Below are 15789 nucleotides of genomic sequence, written 5' to 3'. Positions count from 1 at the left end.
CGTGCGGTCGAACAGTACTGCGAGGCGCTCAGATTCCGGGCTCGGGGATGTGATGCGCGGTCTTCTTGCGTTTGAGCAGCACACGCCTGCTGCCGTCGGTGTAGAGGCGAACCCGCGACAGTTCCCAGCCGCCGAACTCCGCCTGAATCGCCAGACGCATCGAGGCCGTCACACGGGTCACGTCCGGTGGCAACCGCAACGGCACGTACTCCCAGTCGTCGGACGGCGACACTTCCCATCCGACGGGCATCTTCGCGCGGCCAGGTGCCGAACTCTCGTGTGCGTTCACATGCCTCCTCCGTCCTTATCGGTCGTTCCTGCAGGCTCCACTCCTGCTTCGAGCTCAGCGACCCGCAGCGGGGATACGCTGCAGCCCGTCACCGGTTGCCGACCCCACGTACAAGTCGCCCGTGTCGGCGTCGACGGCAACCGAATTCGGCTGCCGCACAGTGGCCAACCTCGTGACCTCGACCGGAATTCCGGTGTCGAGTGTGTACCCGACCACCTCGTTGGAAGCGGGAAGCGTCACCCATGCGACACCGGACTGCTCATCGTAGGCGATCGCCCACGGCTGCGACCCGACCGGAAACCGTTGCCGCATCAGCAGGTCGTGTGAGGTGAAGACGAGCAACTCGGTACCGGTCGAATCGGTGACCAGAAGGCGGCCGAACTCGTCGCTCGTCATCTCCGCGGCACCTTCGCCTGCGCGCAAGGCCACTCCGAGGGTGCCGTCGTCCAGATTCAGGTCGGTCACCGACGTCTGGCGACGATCGAGGACCGAGACACCGTTCGGTGTACTGGCCAGAGCATCGGCTGAGGTCACGCTGCCGCCGGAGATCGTGGTGGTGACCTGACCGTTCGGATCGAGCACGCGCACCGTGCCGGTGTCGTCGCCGACGGCCGTCGTGCCGTCGGGCAGGTCTGCTGCGGACAGCGCGTCGGCGTCGACCGTCAGGTCGGTGCGCTGTCCGTCCGCGACGGCGATCCTCGCGACGGCGCCGTCCATCGGGACGAGCACTGTCGAGTCCCGTCCGGCGACGAGTTCTGCTGCCGTCGAGCCCAGGTCGACCACGCGGGTCTCGGCTGCGGTGCCGTCGCGGACGAGGGTCACCGTCGTCGATGCGTCGGTCAGCGCCACCAGGGTTCGCGTGACGGGGTCGAAACTGAGGGCGTCCACGGGCGCGAACGCGCCGACGGTACCGGCGGGGGTCACGGTCGGTTCGGGGGACTCCGCCGGCGGTAGGGGCTCGACGGAGATGTCGTCGGCGTTCTCGTCGTCGCTGGAGCAGCCGCCGACCGACAGGACTGTGACGACGGCGAGCGCGGACGCGACTGCCGCCCGAATCGAACGGGTCGACGGTGTTCGCATGAGGCCGAACCTACTTCCTCGAGAAGATGCTGCCGGTGGAGGCGCTGCCACATCTGTACCAGCGTGCGGCGATCTCGGCGAAATCCACCACGGCGGATTTGGTTGCCGACCGGTCGCGGCGGAGGACGCGGTAGCGTGATCGTCCGAGGTCAGTGCACGACATGGGAGTGGACGTGGGAACCGAGGAAACACACTTCGTTGTCGAGGAAGTGAACGCGGGAACGCATCCGAACGGCTTCGGGCGCACCGACGACGGCCGGGCGTTCGCGTTTCGGGTGCACAGGAGCACCCTGTACGTGGAGATATACCGCGCCGATGTGCAATCCCCGGTACCGGACCGGTCCGAGGTCGAAGCGGTGGCCGAGCATTCGGTCACCGAAGTCGATCTGACGGACGAGCGCAGCATCGTCGGAGTGGTGCGTGATGCGGTCGCCCACGCGCAGCAGCTGTCCGATGCGTCACAGCGCGACACCACGGCAGTGCGGTCCTTCTTCAACCGGGTCAATTCCGTGTTGGAAGGTTTCTGACACGGTGGGGAACCACCAGCTGTTCGCCGGTGTCGGGATGATCGAACACGTCGACGGGGTGTCGATAGACCCGGGCCAGCGTTGCGGCGGTGAGCACCTCCCGCGGCGGACCGGTTGCGATCAGTTCACCCGAGTCCAGGATCGCGACGCGATCGGCGTAGGCCGCCGCGAGGCCCAGATCGTGCAGCACGACGACCACGGCGCGGCCTGCGGCGGCGAGTGAACGCACCACGGCCATCACCGACTCCTGATGTCCCAGGTCGAGTGCTGCGGTGGGCTCGTCCAGCATGATCGTCGCCGTGTCCTGGGCGATGACGCGGGCCAGTGCGACCCGGGCCTGCTCGCCGCCGGAGAGCGATGCGAACGGTCGATGCGAGAAGGCCGTCACGTCGCATGCAGTCATGGCCGCTTCGATGCGGTCGTCGTCGTGGCGTGCCGCCGAGGTACCGGCCCAGGGGGCTCGGCCCATCCGGACGATCTGGCCGGCCGTGAACGCGAATCCGACGCTGTGCTTCTGAGGCAGCACAGCGCGTCGCCTCGCCACGTCCACCGAGCGGATGCGGGACAGCGGTTCGTCGCCCAGCAGCACCGATCCGGCGCTGGGCTCGGTGTCTCCCGCCAGGACCGACAGCAGCGTCGATTTGCCTGCGCCGTTGGGTCCCACCAGCGCCAGTATCTCGCCGGCCACCACGTCGAGGTGGACCCCGGACAACACCGTCGCGTCCCCACGTCGTGCGGAGACTCCGCGGGCGACCAGGGCGTTCGAACCCGGTTCAGGGATGACCGGGATGTCGCGGCGTGCTGTGCGTCCCATCATGCCCAACCCCCCTGGCGAGCCCGGGTACGGCGAAGCAGCCAGAAGAAGAACGGGGCACCCGCCAGCGACGTCACCATGCCGAGTGGCAGGTCGACGTTCGCGACGAGAGTCCGCGTCACGAGGTCTGCAGCAAGAAGCACGACCGCCCCGGCGAGGGCGCTGGCCGGAATGAGGAGTCGATGCGCGGGGCCGAGCACCATCCGCATGGCATGCGGAACCACCAGACCCACGAACAGGATGATTCCGGTGAAAGCCACCCCGGACGCAACGAGCAGGGCGACGACGACGATCGCGAACTGTCTGAGTCGTTCGACGTTCACGCCCAGATGGCGTGCCACGTTCTCACCGAGCGCAAGCAGGTCGAGTCGGCGGGCGATCGCCAGGGAGGTGCCGATTCCGAGCAGCGCGAGCGGGCCGACCACCGCCACCGACTCCCAGGTTGCGCCCGCGAGCGACCCCAGTTGCCAGAACACGATCCGATCGCGGGCGGCGGGACTGGCGACGAAGGTGAAGAACGCGATGACACCGCCGGCGAAGGCGTTGACTGCAACACCGGTGAGGATGAGCGTCACTACTTCGGTGCGGCCTGCGTTGCGAGCGAGAAAGTACACGGCGACCGTGGTGACGAGCCCGCCGACGAAGGCGGCGAACGCCACGCTCCACACTCCCGCGAAGCTGCCGCCGAGCACGATGACCGAGCTGGCCCCGACAGCAGCGCCCGAGGAGACCCCGACCACACCCGGCTCGGCCAGTGGATTGGCGAACACCCCCTGGAGCAGCGCACCCGCGCAGCCCAGACACGCGCCGACGAGAATTGCCAGCGTCAGCCGTGGGAATCGGACCTGCCACAGCGTCACCTCGCCGCTGGGATGTGCAGGCATCGGGCCGATCTCGAGTCCCACCCGATGCGCGAGGCTGCCCAACACTTCCAGCGGAGTCGTCGGCACCTGCCCCACAACGGCCGAGATCAACGCCAGGCCGACCAGCGCCACAACCAGGGCTCCGAAAATGGCAAGAACCCGTCCTCGGCCCGTGCGGCGTTCGGCGAGTGTGCGGTTCGTCATGACGCCGGGTCGTACACGGCCTTCGACAGTGCGACCAACACCTTTCCGGTGTTCGGGCCGAAACTGAGGATGGTCCCGTCGTCCATGTCCACCACCCGGCGTTCTCGGCCTGCGGGGGTCTGGGCGATTCCGGGGATCTGCTCCAGACCCTCGATTCCACCGATCGATTCCAGGCCCTTGGTCATCATCAGAATCACGTCGGGTGCTGCGGCGATCAGGGCTTCGCTGGTGATCGGCACGAATTGCTCGGTCAGACCCGATTCGACACCGGCGTCCCTGGCTCCGAGAGCCTCGATCAGTGCATCCGCTCCCGAGCCGGGCCCGGCGAGCATCGTGATCGCAGGCCCGCGCATGTACAGAAACGCGATCTTCGGCGGTTCGGTGGACTCGGGTGGCTCGTTCGCCGCTGCCGAAATCTCGGCGTTCGTTCGTTCGGCGAGGGCAGCCCCGGCGTCGGGCACACCGAGGGCGGCCGCCACGGCCTCGATCTGGGTGGCGACGCCTGCCAGAGTGCGGGTGGGATCGAAGTACACGACGGGAATGCCGGCGGCTCGGATCTGATCCTGCACGGCGCGTGGACCGATGCTGGTATCGGTCAGGACGACGGTCGGCGACAGCGCCAGAATCCCCTCGGCACTCAGAGAATGGCCGGTCGGGGTGACATCGGGCACGTTCTCGGCCGCGGGAAATGCGGCCGAGGTGTCGCGCCCGACGAGGTTCTCACCGAGCCCGAGCGCGAAGACGGTCTCGGCCAGCGTGCCGTACTGGTCGGCAGCGACGATGCGGCTGTTGTCGGTGACCGTGACGGCGACGCCGTCGAATCCGGTCACGGTGACGGGCAGTACCTCGGCCGGATCGTCGGCGATCGGTTCCGGATTCGGATCGTCGACGACGGCGGTGCGGGGGCCGATCGAGTCCGCGGGTCCTGCGGCGGGGGTGTTCGCCGAGCAGCCGACCAGGAGTCCGGCGACGAGGAGCACGGCGGCGAGACGGTTGACGGTCACCACCGAAGGTTAGCCTGTCCGATGTTCGCAGGCGATCAGGCGCTGACGTCGTCCAAGGCCGACGCGATCGCGGGCGGCAGCTCGAGTTCCTCGGCCATCAACGCGCCCATCAACTGAGCCAGATCGCGAGCCCCCACGATCGCGCTGCTCACACCCGGCCTGTCCCGAGCCCACGCGAGCGCGACGACCAGGGGAGAGGTCGCCAGCCCGTCGGCGGCGGTGACGGCGGCGTCGACGATGCTGACGGCAGAGTCGGTCAGGTACGTCAGCACGGACTCTGCGTGCACCTCGTCGGCACCGCGTGAGTCCGCCGGTATTCCGCTGCGGTACTTGCCTGTCAGCACGCCGCCCGCGAGGGGAATCGCGGCGAGGACACCGATGCCGTGGTGGTCTGCGGCGGGGATCAATTCGTCCTCGATCCCGCGGGCCAGCAGCGAGTACTCCGCCTGTGTGGCCACGATCCGTCCGGTGCCTGCTGCTCCTGCCGCCGTCGCCAGTTGCCACCCGAGGTAGCCACGGGCTCCGGTGTAGCGGACCCGTCCACTGGTGACGGCGTAGTCGAGTGTGGCGGCGACCTCGTCGACTGGAGTCATCGGGTCCCAGGTGGCCACCTGCCACAGATCGAGGTAGTCGGTTCCCAGTTCGCGCAGCGTGGCGTCGAGTTGGCCGAGCAGTCCGCGCCGCGAGCAGTCCACGTGATAGCGGCCGTAGCGCGAACTGAGACCCGCTGCGCTGCTGATCACCAATTCGTGCCGCGGTACCACGTCGTCGAGCAACTCGGCCAGCACTCGTTGCGCGCGTCCGTCCCCGTATGCCGGAGACGTGTCGACGAGCGTGCCACCGGCCTCGGCGAACGCCGACAACTGCGCCGCGGCGTCGTCACCGTCGGTTCCGCTACCCCATCCGAGGGTGCCGAGGCCGAGTCTGGAGACTCGAAGTCCGCTGGTGCCGACCGATCTCTGCTTCATATGTGCCGAATGTCCTTTTACGTGTGATCGTCGGTGTCGAACTGCACTGCCGCCAGTGCACAGTAGTGCGCCGCGCCGCCCGGTGCGTACGTGCCGCGCCGGGTACGGTCGTGCCCGTGAATCGCGAACTCAGGGGGCGGGCCGGCGGCCGCGCATCGACAGTGATCAGTCCATCGACACCGATCTCGGAGGGTGACGCCGCATGATCGACATGACGTGGCTGCAGGCGATCGTCCTCGGTGCGGTGCAGGGCCTGACCGAATTCCTGCCGATCTCCTCGTCCGGGCACCTGCGCATCGTGTCCAGTGTGTTCTGGAACGAGGACGCAGGTGCCTCCTTCACCGCGGTGACCCAGCTGGGCACCGAAGCCGCTGTGCTGCTGTTCTTCTGGCGAGACATCGTCAGGATCGTGAAAGCGTGGTTCGTCGGTCTGACGAAGAAGGACGAACGCGGGCTCGACTACCGCATGGGGTGGTACGTGATCATCGCCACCATTCCCATCGGCGTTCTCGGACTGCTGTTCAAGGACCAGATCCGAACCGGTGCCCGAAACCTGTACCTCATCGCGTTCATGTTGATCGCGTTCGCCGTCGTCATCGCAGTCGCCGAGAAGGTCGGCCGGAAGGAACGCCCGATCGAGAAGTTGACCACCCGGGACGGCATCGTCATGGGTCTGGCGCAGTGTCTCGCTCTGATCCCGGGTGTGTCCCGTTCCGGGGCGACGACCAGCGCCGGCCTGTTTCTCGGACTCGAACGCGAGGCAGCGGTGCGATTCTCGTTCCTGCTCGCCATTCCGGCGGTCACGGCCTCCGGTCTCTTCTCGCTGCCCGACGCCTTCGAGCCGGTCGGCTCGGGACTGGCCGCGTCGGGTCCGCAGCTGCTGGTGGCCACGATCATCGCCTTTGCCCTCGGCTACGCCTCGATCGCCTGGCTGCTCAAGTTCGTCGCGAACCACTCGCTGTACTGGTTCGTCGGGTACCGCATCGTGCTGGGTGTCGTGGTGCTCGGTCTGTTGGCCGGCGGGGTCGTGTCCGCCACCTAGTCGTTCGGCACAGTGGCCTCCGGAGCGGAGTCGGAAGACCCCGGTCGTTAGGCTCGGTGCAATGACAGTCATCTTGCTTCGGCACGGCCGCTCGACGTCGAACACCGCAGGCACGCTCGCGGGTCGGAGCGCGGGAGTCGAGCTCGACGATCGTGGTCGTGAACAGGCGCAGGCGGTCGCCGACCGTCTCGGCGACCTGCCGGTCGCGGAGATCGTTCGTTCGCCGCTGCTGCGGTGCGAGCAGACCGTCGAGCCGTTGGCTGCCAGGCTCGGGCTCACGCCGCTGGTCGAGGACCGGTTGGTCGAGGTCGACTACGGGCAGTGGACCGGTCGAACGATCAAGGAATTGCTGGCCGAGCCGCTGTGGAAGGTGGTGCAGCAGCATCCGTCGGCCGCGGTGTTTCCCGAGGGTGAAGGACTGGCCACGGTGCAGCAACGGGCCGTGCAGGCCGTGCGCGAACACGACGCCCGGCTGGCCGCCCATCACGGCCGTGACGTGTTGTGGGTGGCGTGCTCGCACGGGGACGTCATCAAGTCGGTGCTGTCGGACGCGATGGGTGCCCACCTCGATTCGTTCCAGCGCATCGTCGCCGATCCGGCATCGATCAGTGTCGTTCGCTACACCTCGACGCGACCCTTCGTACTGCGGACCAACGACACCGGGTCCGACCTGAGCGTGTTCGTACCCAAAGCCGAGGAGCCCAGCACGCCGGAAGCGGGCAACGCGGACTCTTCGGACGCGGTAGTCGGTGGTGGGGCAGGCACCTAGAGCTCCGATTCGGCGCTGACACCCCGATCGGTGGCAGGCTGGAGGGCAAGCAATACCGTCCACGGTCGATCCGTGGCCGATAATGAAAGTTCCGCGAATCGCATCGCGGAGCTGTTCGAGTCGTTAGGAGGTGCAATGCCGCGCGCCATACACGTTTTTCGCACCCCTGATCGTTTCGTTGCCGGGACCGTTGGTGAACCGGGCGACCGAACGTTCTTCCTGCAAGCGGTGCACGACGCCCGCGTGGTGTCGGTTGCGCTGGAGAAGCAGCAGGTCCAGGTACTGGCCGACCGGATGGGGCTTCTCCTCGAAGAGGTGCACCGTCGTTTCGGGGCAGAGGTACCGGCCGAGGAGGCCGATACGGTCGACACGAGTCCGCTGCTGACTCCGATCGACACCGAGTTCCGTGTCGGCACGATGGGGCTCGGCTGGGACGCCGATGCCAACGCCGTCGTGGTGGAGCTGTTGGCCGTCAGCGAGGTCGAGGTGGACGAATCGGTCGTTCTCGACGACACCGACGAGGGCCCCGATGCCGTTCGGGTGTTCCTCACCCCGGTACAGGCCCGCGAATTCGCGGTGCGGTCCGAACGCGTCATCGCGGCGGGCCGTGCTCCGTGCCCGTTGTGCGGACAGCCGTTGGCTCCCGAGGGACACGTCTGCATCAGAACCAACGGTTACCGACGCGGCGCGACGTTCGGTCCGGTGACCGAGGTCGACGAGTCTTGACCGTCGAACTGCCGCCGTTCGAGGGCCGCGAAACCATGGAGACCGGCGACCTGACCGTCGTCGGTCGGGTGGTGTCGGCCAGCAACGCCACGCTGGTGTGCGAGGCGGGCGAGGGCGAGAAGGCCGTCCGGTGCGTGTACAAACCGGTTCGCGGGGAAGTCCCGCTGTGGGATTTTCCGGACGGCACTCTTGCGGGCCGGGAAGTGGCGTCGTACGAAATCTCCGAGGCCCTCGGTTGGGGCGTAATCCCGCCGACGGTGCTGCGCGACGGCCCGTTCGGTCCCGGCATGGTGCAGAAGTGGATCGACACGCCCGACGATCACGCCGAGGGACGCGTCGACCTGGTCGATATCTGCCGTCCCGATCTCGTACCTGCGGGCTGGATTCCGGTACTGCAGGCGTACGACCGCGAGGGCGAGGAGATCTCGCTCATCCACGCCGACGATCCACGGCTGCAGCGGATGGCGGTGCTCGACGTGATCCTCAACAACGCCGATCGCAAGGGCGGGCACGCGCTCGAAGGTCTCGACGGCTACGTGTACGGGGTCGATCACGGCATCTGCCTGCACGCCGAGAACAAGTTGCGCACGGTGCTGTGGGGCTGGGCGGGCCAGGCGGTGGACGATGCGTTGATGACCGACGTGGTGCGGTTCGTCGAGACGTTCGACACGGTCACCGCTCCTCGATTGGTCGACAAGATCACCCTGACCGAAACGGTCGCGGTTCTCGACCGGGCGCAGGAGTTGATCGCCCGCCCGATCATGCCGGAACCTCGCTCGAGCAGACCCATACCCTGGCCCGCCTTCTGATCGGGCTCGGATAGGCTCGACCGCATGCATTCTTGGTCGAGCCCGGAGATCCCGACAATTCCCGGACAGGGTCCAGCGCTTCGATTGTTCGACACCGCCGACCGCCAGGTCCGTCCCGTCACCCCCGGTTCGACGGCTCGGATGTACGTCTGCGGAATAACCCCGTACGACGCCACCCACCTCGGGCACGCGGCGACGTACCTGACGTTCGACCTGATCAACCGGCTGTGGCGGGATGCGGGCACGGACGTGCACTACGTGCAGAACGTCACCGATGTCGACGATCCACTGTTCGAGCGCGCCGACCGCGACGGCGAGGACTGGCGCGATCTGGGAACCCGTGAGATCGAACTCTTCCGCGCCGACATGGAAGCGCTCCGGGTACTCCCTCCGCGCGACTACATCGGTGCCGTCGAGTCCGTCGACGAGGTCGTCGAACTGGTGGAGAAGCTGGTCGCGTCCGGTGCGGCGTATGTCGTCGACGACGCCCAATACCCGGATGTGTACTTCCGTGCCGATGCCACCGAGCAGTTCGGCTACGAGTCCGGTTACGACCGAGCCACGATGGATACGTTCTTCGCCGAACGCGGGGGCGACCCCGATCGGGTCGGTAAGCGGGATCCACTCGATGCGTTGCTCTGGCGCGCAGTACGGCCGGGCGAGCCGTCGTGGCCGTCGCCGTGGGGTCCGGGGCGGCCCGGGTGGCACATCGAATGCGCAGCCATCGCGCTCAACCGCATCGGTACCGGCTTCGACATTCAGGGCGGCGGAAGCGATCTGATCTTCCCGCACCACGAGTTCTCGGCCGCGCACGCCGAGGCGGCGACCGGTGATCCGCGCTTCGCCCGGCACTACGTGCACACCGGGATGATCGGGCTCGACGGCGAGAAGATGTCCAAGAGCCGCGGCAATCTGGTGTTCGTCTCCAAGCTCCGCGCCGAGAACGTCGACCCCGCAGCTGTCCGACTCGGTTTGCTCGCCGGGCACTACCGCCAGGATCGACCGTGGTCCGACGAGGTTCTCGAACGCGCTCACACTCGGCTCGCACTGTGGCGTCGGGCCGCGGCGCTCGACAGCGCTGCATCGGCCGACGACGTGATCAACCGGTTGCGGCAGCACCTGGCCGACGATCTGGACACCCCCAAGGCTCTCGATGCGCTCGACGCGTGGGCGAGTTTCGCAGTCGAACGCGGCGGATCGGATGCGGGCGCGCCCGGTGCCTTCGCCGATGCGGTCGATGCGCTGCTCGGGGTTGCGCTGCGCTGATCTGGTCCCGAACTAGGTCGCAGGTCCCAGCCGCAGATCCGTCAGCAGATCCGGGATCAATCGATCCTCCGTGACTGCTCGGCCCGAGTCGCGCAGTGCGGCAGCGAGTTCCGGATCCCACGGGCTGTCCGTTCGATGGCCCTTCAGCGGTTCGGAATTGCGTGCATCGAGTGCGCGTCGGTAGGAATCGACGTCCATCCGCCACGGCACCGCGTCGTATCGGGAGATGGCTCGGGTCACCATCTGCACTCCGGCCCAGTCGAAGTCGGCTCGCCACCGAATCGTGGTGCCGGGCGCTCGGGAGGCCAGCAGCCGGTGCACCGCTGCGGAGGGTTGACCGTCGGTGCAGATCAGGCTCGCGCAGTTCGAGCCGAGGGTGCGGGCTGCGGCGGCGAGCACGGCGACGTTCTCGCAGACGAACACTGTGGACGAGCTGTTGGTGAGCGGGCCGCGCGAGAGCATGTCCACGGTGACGGGGAAGGGGATGCCCACGTCCGCCGCGTCGTTCAGCCAACGAGCCACCGTGTGGGCCTCATCGACGCGGTAGCCGAGCACCAGCACCCGGCTGGACACCGAGTCGACCGACACGCCCGCGGTCTCCCACAATGCCCTGATGCCCACCGGATCGACGGGCCGAGGCACGTTCTCGCGCAACGACAGAGCGTCGAGGACGAGCTTCGGGGCACCGCCGCCCGAGAGCGCCTTCGTATCACCGCAGGCCAGTTCCGCGAGTTCGGTCAGCGACATCCCGTCGACCGGAAGCAGCGCCAGGACCTGTGTCGCCACCGCGAGCGCATCGACGGCGACGCGGCCCCCGAGAGTGCCGTCCTGATTGAGTAAGGAGGCGATCCAGTACTCGACCCACTCCCGATCGGTCCCGCCACCGAGCACCTCTCTGGCCCGATCGAGTGCCTCGGCACGAACCCGAGCCTTGTCGGCTGCGATCTGCTTCTTGTCCTGCAACGGAGCCTGCCGAGAGAGGGTGTCGATCAGTCCGAGGCCACCGTTGAGCGGATGGCTCAGCCACGCGTCGAACCGCTCGAGGTCGAGTCTGGCGCTACGCGCCCGAGAATGCAGACTGGAATTGGACCGAGAGATCGCGCTGCACAGACGCCACAGTTCCGGGGCCTCGCTCAGGTCGACGGTGATGTTGCCACCGACGCGAAGCCAGTTGGACTCCAACTTCTTTCGTGCCGCATCGAGCAGTGCAGCCAATTCGGCGCTGCCTCGCCATTCGCTGTTACCGGTCAAACTCCAGCCCACCTTCGGTTCGGGTCGGCACACGGCGCGTCAGCGGTGACCCGAGTGCGGCCGCGAGGTCGGTGCCGTCGTGCTCGGCGAACAGTTCGCCGTTCTCCCACACCAGAAGAGCTGCGCTGACGGTGTTCTCGGCTGCCGAATGCGCCAGATCGTAGTGCGCGCAACCGGGCACGTCACCGTAGGTGATCCACAGGTCGTATCCGGTCATGAACAGATCGAGATCGAATTGCACACTCAGGCCGAGCAATTCGCTGCGGCCGTTGTCGTCGACTCCGGCGAATGCCTCGTCCAGCGCCAGCAGCCGAGGTGAATGTGGATCGGCGGACGAGAGCATAACGTGCGCAGCGGCGAACAGGGGCAGATGCAGCGACACCGACTGCTCACCGCCCGAGAGCGCACTGTGGCGTGCGACGGTGAGACGATCCTCGTTGCCGTCACCGCTGATGAGGGTGAAGGCGAACACGCGCCAGCGGCGATAGTCCAGTGTCGTGGAGAGGATCTCGGGGTATGACCGTTCCGGATGCGCCGCGCGAGCGATCCTGATCTCCGACGCGAAGTGCGCGCGCATCGCGGCCAGATCGTCCTGGTTCAACGCCGAGGCGTCGCGGTCGAGCAGTTTGGACACCGCCCTGGCACCGTCGTCGAGGTTGTCCGCGAGCACCCAGTGCACACCGATCGTGTTGCCCGAGGACATGCGGCGCTGCTTCATCTCGGCGGACATCTGCGCGATCAGCTCGCGTGCGTCGACGGTGCGCTCGTGAATCTGCTGCGCCAGGCCGGTCAGCAACGCGTCTTCGAGAATTCGGCGCTCCTGCTCGGTCAGCAACAACTCCTGATCGGCTCTCGCCGCACCTATTCGGTCGGCGAAATCTCCGACCGACGAGTAGCCCTGCTCGTCCTGAACACGGACGACGGTCAAACCGTCCGGCGCATCCCACTGCAGTCGATAGTCCTGACCCGACGCAGCGAGTTGCGAGTCGAACTCCTGCAGCGCACTCGTCAGGGCTGTCCGGGTCGACTTTCGGCTCGAGTCACTGACCTTCACCGACGCCGTCGCTGCGTCGAGCGCCGAATGCAGAGCGCGCACGACGGGCGGAAGTACCGGAACCTCGTCGTCGGGACCCTCGGCCTGCTGCACTCGATACAGAATCTGCTCCACGCTCAACCACGCCGAGTCGCTCGCCGGCCAGGTGTATGCCTCGTGGACGCCGAGAATGCCGAGAAGGTCCTTGCGAGCGTAGGGCGCGAGCCGCACGGCGTCACCCAGGGTTTCGGTGACGGCACCGCGCAGGCTTTCCAGTGCTGTGTTGCAGGCCCCCTCGGCCTTGCCGATCGCTTCGCCTGCTTCCTTGTCCGCTTTGCGTGCGGCCCGCTGCTCGGCGCGGCACTTCTCGATGCGTTCGCGTGCGTTCTCGAGATCGGTGTCGATCTGTTCGGCGGTGGCACCGAGCTTCTCGCTGAGTAGCTCGAGGCGTTGCACCTGCTGTCGGTAGTTCTCGTCGGCGATCGCGGCTTCCTCGGCGAGCTCCTCGGCCAGGCCACTCGCTTCTTCGAGTCGGTTGGTTGCTTCGCGGGCGCGTTCTGCTTCGCGCGTGTGATCGCCGCGCTTGCGGATCACCACCGAGCCCTGGTGCTCGAAATGCCTGATCGCCGCGGCGAGGGCATCGATGTCTCGACCGATGTGTGGGGTGCGGTGAGCCACGGCGACGGTACGCAGCTGCTTCTCCTTCGCGGACAGGTCTGCGATCGCCTGGTCGAACTCTCGGTCCGCTGCTGCCGAACTCTGCGTCGAGGTGCGCAGCGCCCCTGCGGCGGCGGTGACGGCGCGTTGCGCTTTCACGATGGCCGAGACACGAGGCAGTTGCTTGGCCGCCGCAGCCAGTGCCTGTACCGATTCGCGGGCAGTTCGCTCGTCGGCCGCCGCGGCCTCCAGTGCGGCTGTCGCGGTATCGATCGCGGCACCGAGTTCGGTGATCCGCTGCTCTCGGCGTCGTGCACGGGCCGTCGCGCCGATGTACTCGGCATCGGTCTTGATGTGTCGGCCCTGCTGCACCCCCTGCCGGTACCGACCGTCGACGCTCATCGAGACGACACCACCCGAGTCGGCACCTCGATCCTGCTGCAGTGCAACCGAATTCAGGACGTCCAGGATCCGCGATTCGGATACGGCGGTGCCGGGCTCGGGTTCGAGGACGGACGCCAGCGTGGTCCCGGTCGGCCTCGAGGCCTCCGGCAGCGGCGACAGATACTGCTCCGAGCTCGAGTCGACGGGGAAGTCCGCGACCGGGTGGATCCAGCCGTCGAGCAGATTCGCAGCCTGCAGTGCGGATTCGATCCCTGCCGCATCGGCGGGGGAGACCGAGTCGGCAAACCGAACCAGCTGCCACAGAGGCGCACCGGAGAGTTCGGCGCGAGAGTCGGTTCGTGCCGCGAACGGCGGCGGCGCGTCGTCGTGTTCGGCCCGCACCAGAGACAGTTCGTCACGCAGCGAGTTCAGCTCGGCCGTGCGGGTCGAAACTTCCACGTGCGCCTGGGCCTGGCGGGCACGAAGTGCGTCGACCGCGTCTGCGGTCTGGTCGGCCAGCACCGATTCCAGGCTCGGGGCATCGTCGTCGCCGATGCCCGCCAACGCGGCATCGAGGGCCTCGAACGCTGCGGAGGTGATACCCGCCGAGGAGTACAGCGCCGAATTGTTCGACCACCAGGCCCGCAGACCCGACGCGAACTGCGCCTTCTCCAGGTCGACGGTCGCCTCGGCCTCGGTGACCGCAGCCGACGCCGCCTCGAGCATCTCGCGAGCCTTCGATGCGGCCTTCTCCGCACGGGCGCGCTCGGTCGACGCCTTCTCGACGGTTCCCAGCGCCTCGCGAACCGCCCGCACGTCGCCGTCGCGTTCCTCGGCATGGCCGCGCAGAGCAGTGCCGATCTGATCGCTGCGGGCTGTTCCGGGCAGCGGTGTCCAGGCGATGCCCGCGTCCTCGGCGGCGGTCTGCAGTTCCTCTTCGGCACGGGTAACCGAGGCGACGGAGTCCCGGAGTGCGGCATCGGCACGCGCCGCCTCGGTGGTGCGCTGTTCCAGTTCGGCGTGCGCCTTGCGGGCGCGGTCGGCCTGCTGGGCGGTCGACATCTCCAGCTTCGCGGCGGATTCGGCCAGGTCGTCCAGTTGCTGCTTGCCCTCGTAGGCGCTCGAGCGCTGCAGAGTCTCGCGGTCCGCAACGGCCTGATCCAGTGCGCGTTCGGCCTCGTCGAATCGGGTTTCCGCAGCCGCCCGTTCCAGCAGGCGCCGGTCCTTCAGGGCGGCAGCGGCGAAGTGTGCGGTGGTCGCGTGAGTCACCGCCTCCAGCCGGCGCGAGACCTGCTCGACATCCGATCGAGTCTGTACCCGAAGGTATTTGGAGTACACCGAAACGAAGTTCCTGGCGGCGTGATCGGCCTGCGCCAATCCTTCGAGCGCCCGGCCCACCTCCTCCATGTCGCTGAAGGAGCGAGCAGCCTCGAGTACCAGCTGCTCGTCCAACGGACGCAGTCCGTCGGTCAACGCCTGCGAGAGTCCCTTGGGATCGAGGTTCTTCGCCAATTGCGGGCGGCGAAGCGTCAGAATGAGATTGATCAGCTGGTCGTATCGCTGCGCGCCCAACCCGAACATACGGGCATCGATCGCGGCGCGATAGTCCACCGGGCGATCAGTCAAGGCGTCGGTGCCCAGCTGCTCACCGAGCTGCTTCTTCGTCAACGGTCGGTCGTCGGAACCCAGCAACGAGAAGTCCACGCCCACTCGGCCGTCGGCCACGAAGTACCAGCGGGTCACCTTGTCGTTGTGGCGGCTCGCCCGCATTCCGATTCCGACAGTCACCGATTCGGGATCCTCACGAGATCCGCGGCCGAACTCCATCCACACGTAAGAATGCGCGCTTTCCTGCCCCCGGTAGAGCAGGTTGGACTTCATCGTCCGTTCTTCTCCCGCAAAGGGATTGAGCCGGCGTGGTTCGATGCGGCCGTCCAGGACGAAGGGAAACAGCACTTCGAGTGCCTTGGTCTTGCCGGATCCGTTGGGGCCGCGCAGTACCAGGCGACCGTCGGCGAACGAGAACTCCTGATCGCGGTAGTCCCACAGGTTGACGATCCCTGCTCGTGTCGGCCGAAAGCGTGTCGAGTGTGCGGTCATCTA

Annotated in this window: 14 protein-coding genes; 6 read left to right on the top strand and 8 right to left on the bottom strand. The window is 67.2% G+C overall.

Features of this window, described 5'->3' with window-relative positions; genetic code table 11:
• Positions 1 to 28: 28 nt before the first annotated feature.
• Both CH276_RS16160 and CH276_RS16155 read right to left on the bottom strand, forming a co-directional pair.
• On the bottom strand, positions 29 to 250 hold the full coding sequence (locus tag CH276_RS16160; protein WP_032377864.1) for a DUF5703 family protein: 222 nt from the start codon (positions 248 to 250) through the stop codon (positions 29 to 31).
• Positions 251 to 343: 93 nt separating this feature from the next.
• Positions 344 to 1369, bottom strand: a complete 1026-nt coding sequence (locus tag CH276_RS16155) for a YncE family protein (RefSeq protein ID WP_094629996.1) — start codon at positions 1367 to 1369, stop codon at positions 344 to 346.
• A gap of 161 nt (positions 1370 to 1530) precedes the next feature.
• Here CH276_RS16155 and CH276_RS16150 point away from each other — a divergent pair, with 161 nt between their 5' ends.
• Positions 1531 to 1896 carry a hypothetical protein gene (locus CH276_RS16150; RefSeq protein WP_052050357.1) on the top strand — a complete coding sequence of 122 codons (366 nt, stop codon included), beginning with the start codon at positions 1531 to 1533 and terminating at the stop codon, positions 1894 to 1896.
• Here CH276_RS16150 and CH276_RS16145 read toward each other — a convergent pair.
• From CH276_RS16145 to CH276_RS16130, 4 genes are read right to left on the bottom strand one after another with little or no spacing between them, the layout of a single operon-like run.
• Positions 1871 to 2713, bottom strand: a complete 843-nt coding sequence (locus CH276_RS16145) for a heme ABC transporter ATP-binding protein (RefSeq protein ID WP_094629995.1) — start codon at positions 2711 to 2713, stop codon at positions 1871 to 1873. The genes CH276_RS16150 and CH276_RS16145 overlap by 26 nt on opposite strands.
• Positions 2710 to 3777, bottom strand: coding sequence for a FecCD family ABC transporter permease (locus tag CH276_RS16140; protein WP_094629994.1), 1068 nt, complete (start codon positions 3775 to 3777; stop codon positions 2710 to 2712). The genes CH276_RS16145 and CH276_RS16140 overlap by 4 nt, the downstream gene beginning before the upstream one ends.
• Positions 3774 to 4781 carry a heme/hemin ABC transporter substrate-binding protein gene (locus tag CH276_RS16135; RefSeq protein WP_094630094.1) on the bottom strand — a complete coding sequence of 336 codons (1008 nt, stop codon included), beginning with the start codon at positions 4779 to 4781 and terminating at the stop codon, positions 3774 to 3776. Before CH276_RS16135 ends, CH276_RS16140 begins: the two co-directional genes overlap by 4 nt.
• Positions 4782 to 4816: 35 nt before the next feature.
• Positions 4817 to 5749: an aldo/keto reductase gene (locus CH276_RS16130; RefSeq protein WP_032398054.1), complete on the bottom strand. Its 933-nt coding sequence runs from the start codon at positions 5747 to 5749 to the stop codon at positions 4817 to 4819.
• Between the two features lie 211 nt (positions 5750 to 5960).
• Between CH276_RS16130 and CH276_RS16120 the strand changes: the two genes are divergently transcribed.
• The 5 genes from CH276_RS16120 (at position 5961) to mshC (ending at position 10361) form a co-directional block, all read left to right on the top strand.
• Positions 5961 to 6791, top strand: coding sequence for an undecaprenyl-diphosphate phosphatase (locus CH276_RS16120; RefSeq protein ID WP_371828408.1), 831 nt, complete (start codon positions 5961 to 5963; stop codon positions 6789 to 6791).
• 61 nt (positions 6792 to 6852) lie between these two features.
• Positions 6853 to 7560, top strand: coding sequence for a histidine phosphatase family protein (locus CH276_RS16115; RefSeq protein ID WP_032398056.1), 708 nt, complete (start codon positions 6853 to 6855; stop codon positions 7558 to 7560).
• Positions 7561 to 7695: 135 nt separating this feature from the next.
• A complete protein-coding gene (locus CH276_RS16110) occupies positions 7696 to 8286 on the top strand; it encodes a DUF3090 domain-containing protein (protein ID WP_032398057.1) in 591 nt (196 codons plus the stop codon).
• A 35-nt stretch (positions 8287 to 8321) separates the two neighbouring features.
• A complete protein-coding gene (locus CH276_RS16105) occupies positions 8322 to 9095 on the top strand; it encodes an SCO1664 family protein (protein ID WP_176459316.1) in 774 nt (257 codons plus the stop codon).
• 24 nt (positions 9096 to 9119) lie between these two features.
• Positions 9120 to 10361, top strand: a complete 1242-nt coding sequence (gene mshC / locus CH276_RS16100; protein ID WP_094629991.1) for a cysteine--1-D-myo-inosityl 2-amino-2-deoxy-alpha-D-glucopyranoside ligase — start codon at positions 9120 to 9122, stop codon at positions 10359 to 10361.
• Between the two features lie 12 nt (positions 10362 to 10373).
• Here the strand turns inward: mshC and CH276_RS16095 are convergent, their stop codons facing one another.
• A complete protein-coding gene (locus tag CH276_RS16095; RefSeq protein ID WP_254924099.1) occupies positions 10374 to 11612 on the bottom strand; it encodes a DUF2399 domain-containing protein in 1239 nt (412 codons plus the stop codon).
• Complete coding sequence (locus CH276_RS16090; protein ID WP_094629990.1) at positions 11602 to 15786, bottom strand: TIGR02680 family protein; 4185 nt, start codon at positions 15784 to 15786, stop codon at positions 11602 to 11604. Before CH276_RS16090 ends, CH276_RS16095 begins: the two co-directional genes overlap by 11 nt.
• Positions 15787 to 15789 lie beyond the last annotated feature (3 nt).

The organism is Rhodococcus sp. 06-470-2, assembly GCF_002258235.1.
Classification (GTDB): domain Bacteria; phylum Actinomycetota; class Actinomycetes; order Mycobacteriales; family Mycobacteriaceae; genus Rhodococcoides.
Note: the sequence above shows the minus strand (reverse complement) of the source record. Positions and strands in the feature narration are given on the sequence as shown.

Excerpts from the sequence above, each read along its gene's own strand:
- CH276_RS16160 (WP_032377864.1), bottom strand. The coding sequence starts at position 250 with ATGCCCGTCGGATGGGAAGTGTCGCCGTCCGACGACTGGGAGTACGTG.
- CH276_RS16155 (WP_094629996.1), bottom strand. The coding sequence starts at position 1,369 with ATGCGAACACCGTCGACCCGTTCGATTCGGGCGGCAGTCGCGTCCGCG.
- CH276_RS16150 (WP_052050357.1), top strand. The coding sequence starts at position 1,531 with ATGGGAGTGGACGTGGGAACCGAGGAAACACACTTCGTTGTCGAGGAA.
- CH276_RS16145 (WP_094629995.1), bottom strand. The coding sequence starts at position 2,713 with ATGATGGGACGCACAGCACGCCGCGACATCCCGGTCATCCCTGAACCG.
- CH276_RS16140 (WP_094629994.1), bottom strand. The coding sequence starts at position 3,777 with ATGACGAACCGCACACTCGCCGAACGCCGCACGGGCCGAGGACGGGTT.
- CH276_RS16130 (WP_032398054.1), bottom strand. The coding sequence starts at position 5,749 with ATGAAGCAGAGATCGGTCGGCACCAGCGGACTTCGAGTCTCCAGACTC.
- CH276_RS16120 (WP_371828408.1), top strand. The coding sequence starts at position 5,961 with ATGACGTGGCTGCAGGCGATCGTCCTCGGTGCGGTGCAGGGCCTGACC.
- CH276_RS16115 (WP_032398056.1), top strand. The coding sequence starts at position 6,853 with ATGACAGTCATCTTGCTTCGGCACGGCCGCTCGACGTCGAACACCGCA.
- CH276_RS16110 (WP_032398057.1), top strand. The coding sequence starts at position 7,696 with ATGCCGCGCGCCATACACGTTTTTCGCACCCCTGATCGTTTCGTTGCC.
- CH276_RS16105 (WP_176459316.1), top strand. The coding sequence starts at position 8,322 with ATGGAGACCGGCGACCTGACCGTCGTCGGTCGGGTGGTGTCGGCCAGC.
- mshC (WP_094629991.1), top strand. The coding sequence starts at position 9,120 with ATGCATTCTTGGTCGAGCCCGGAGATCCCGACAATTCCCGGACAGGGT.
- CH276_RS16090 (WP_094629990.1), bottom strand. The coding sequence starts at position 15,786 with ATGACCGCACACTCGACACGCTTTCGGCCGACACGAGCAGGGATCGTC.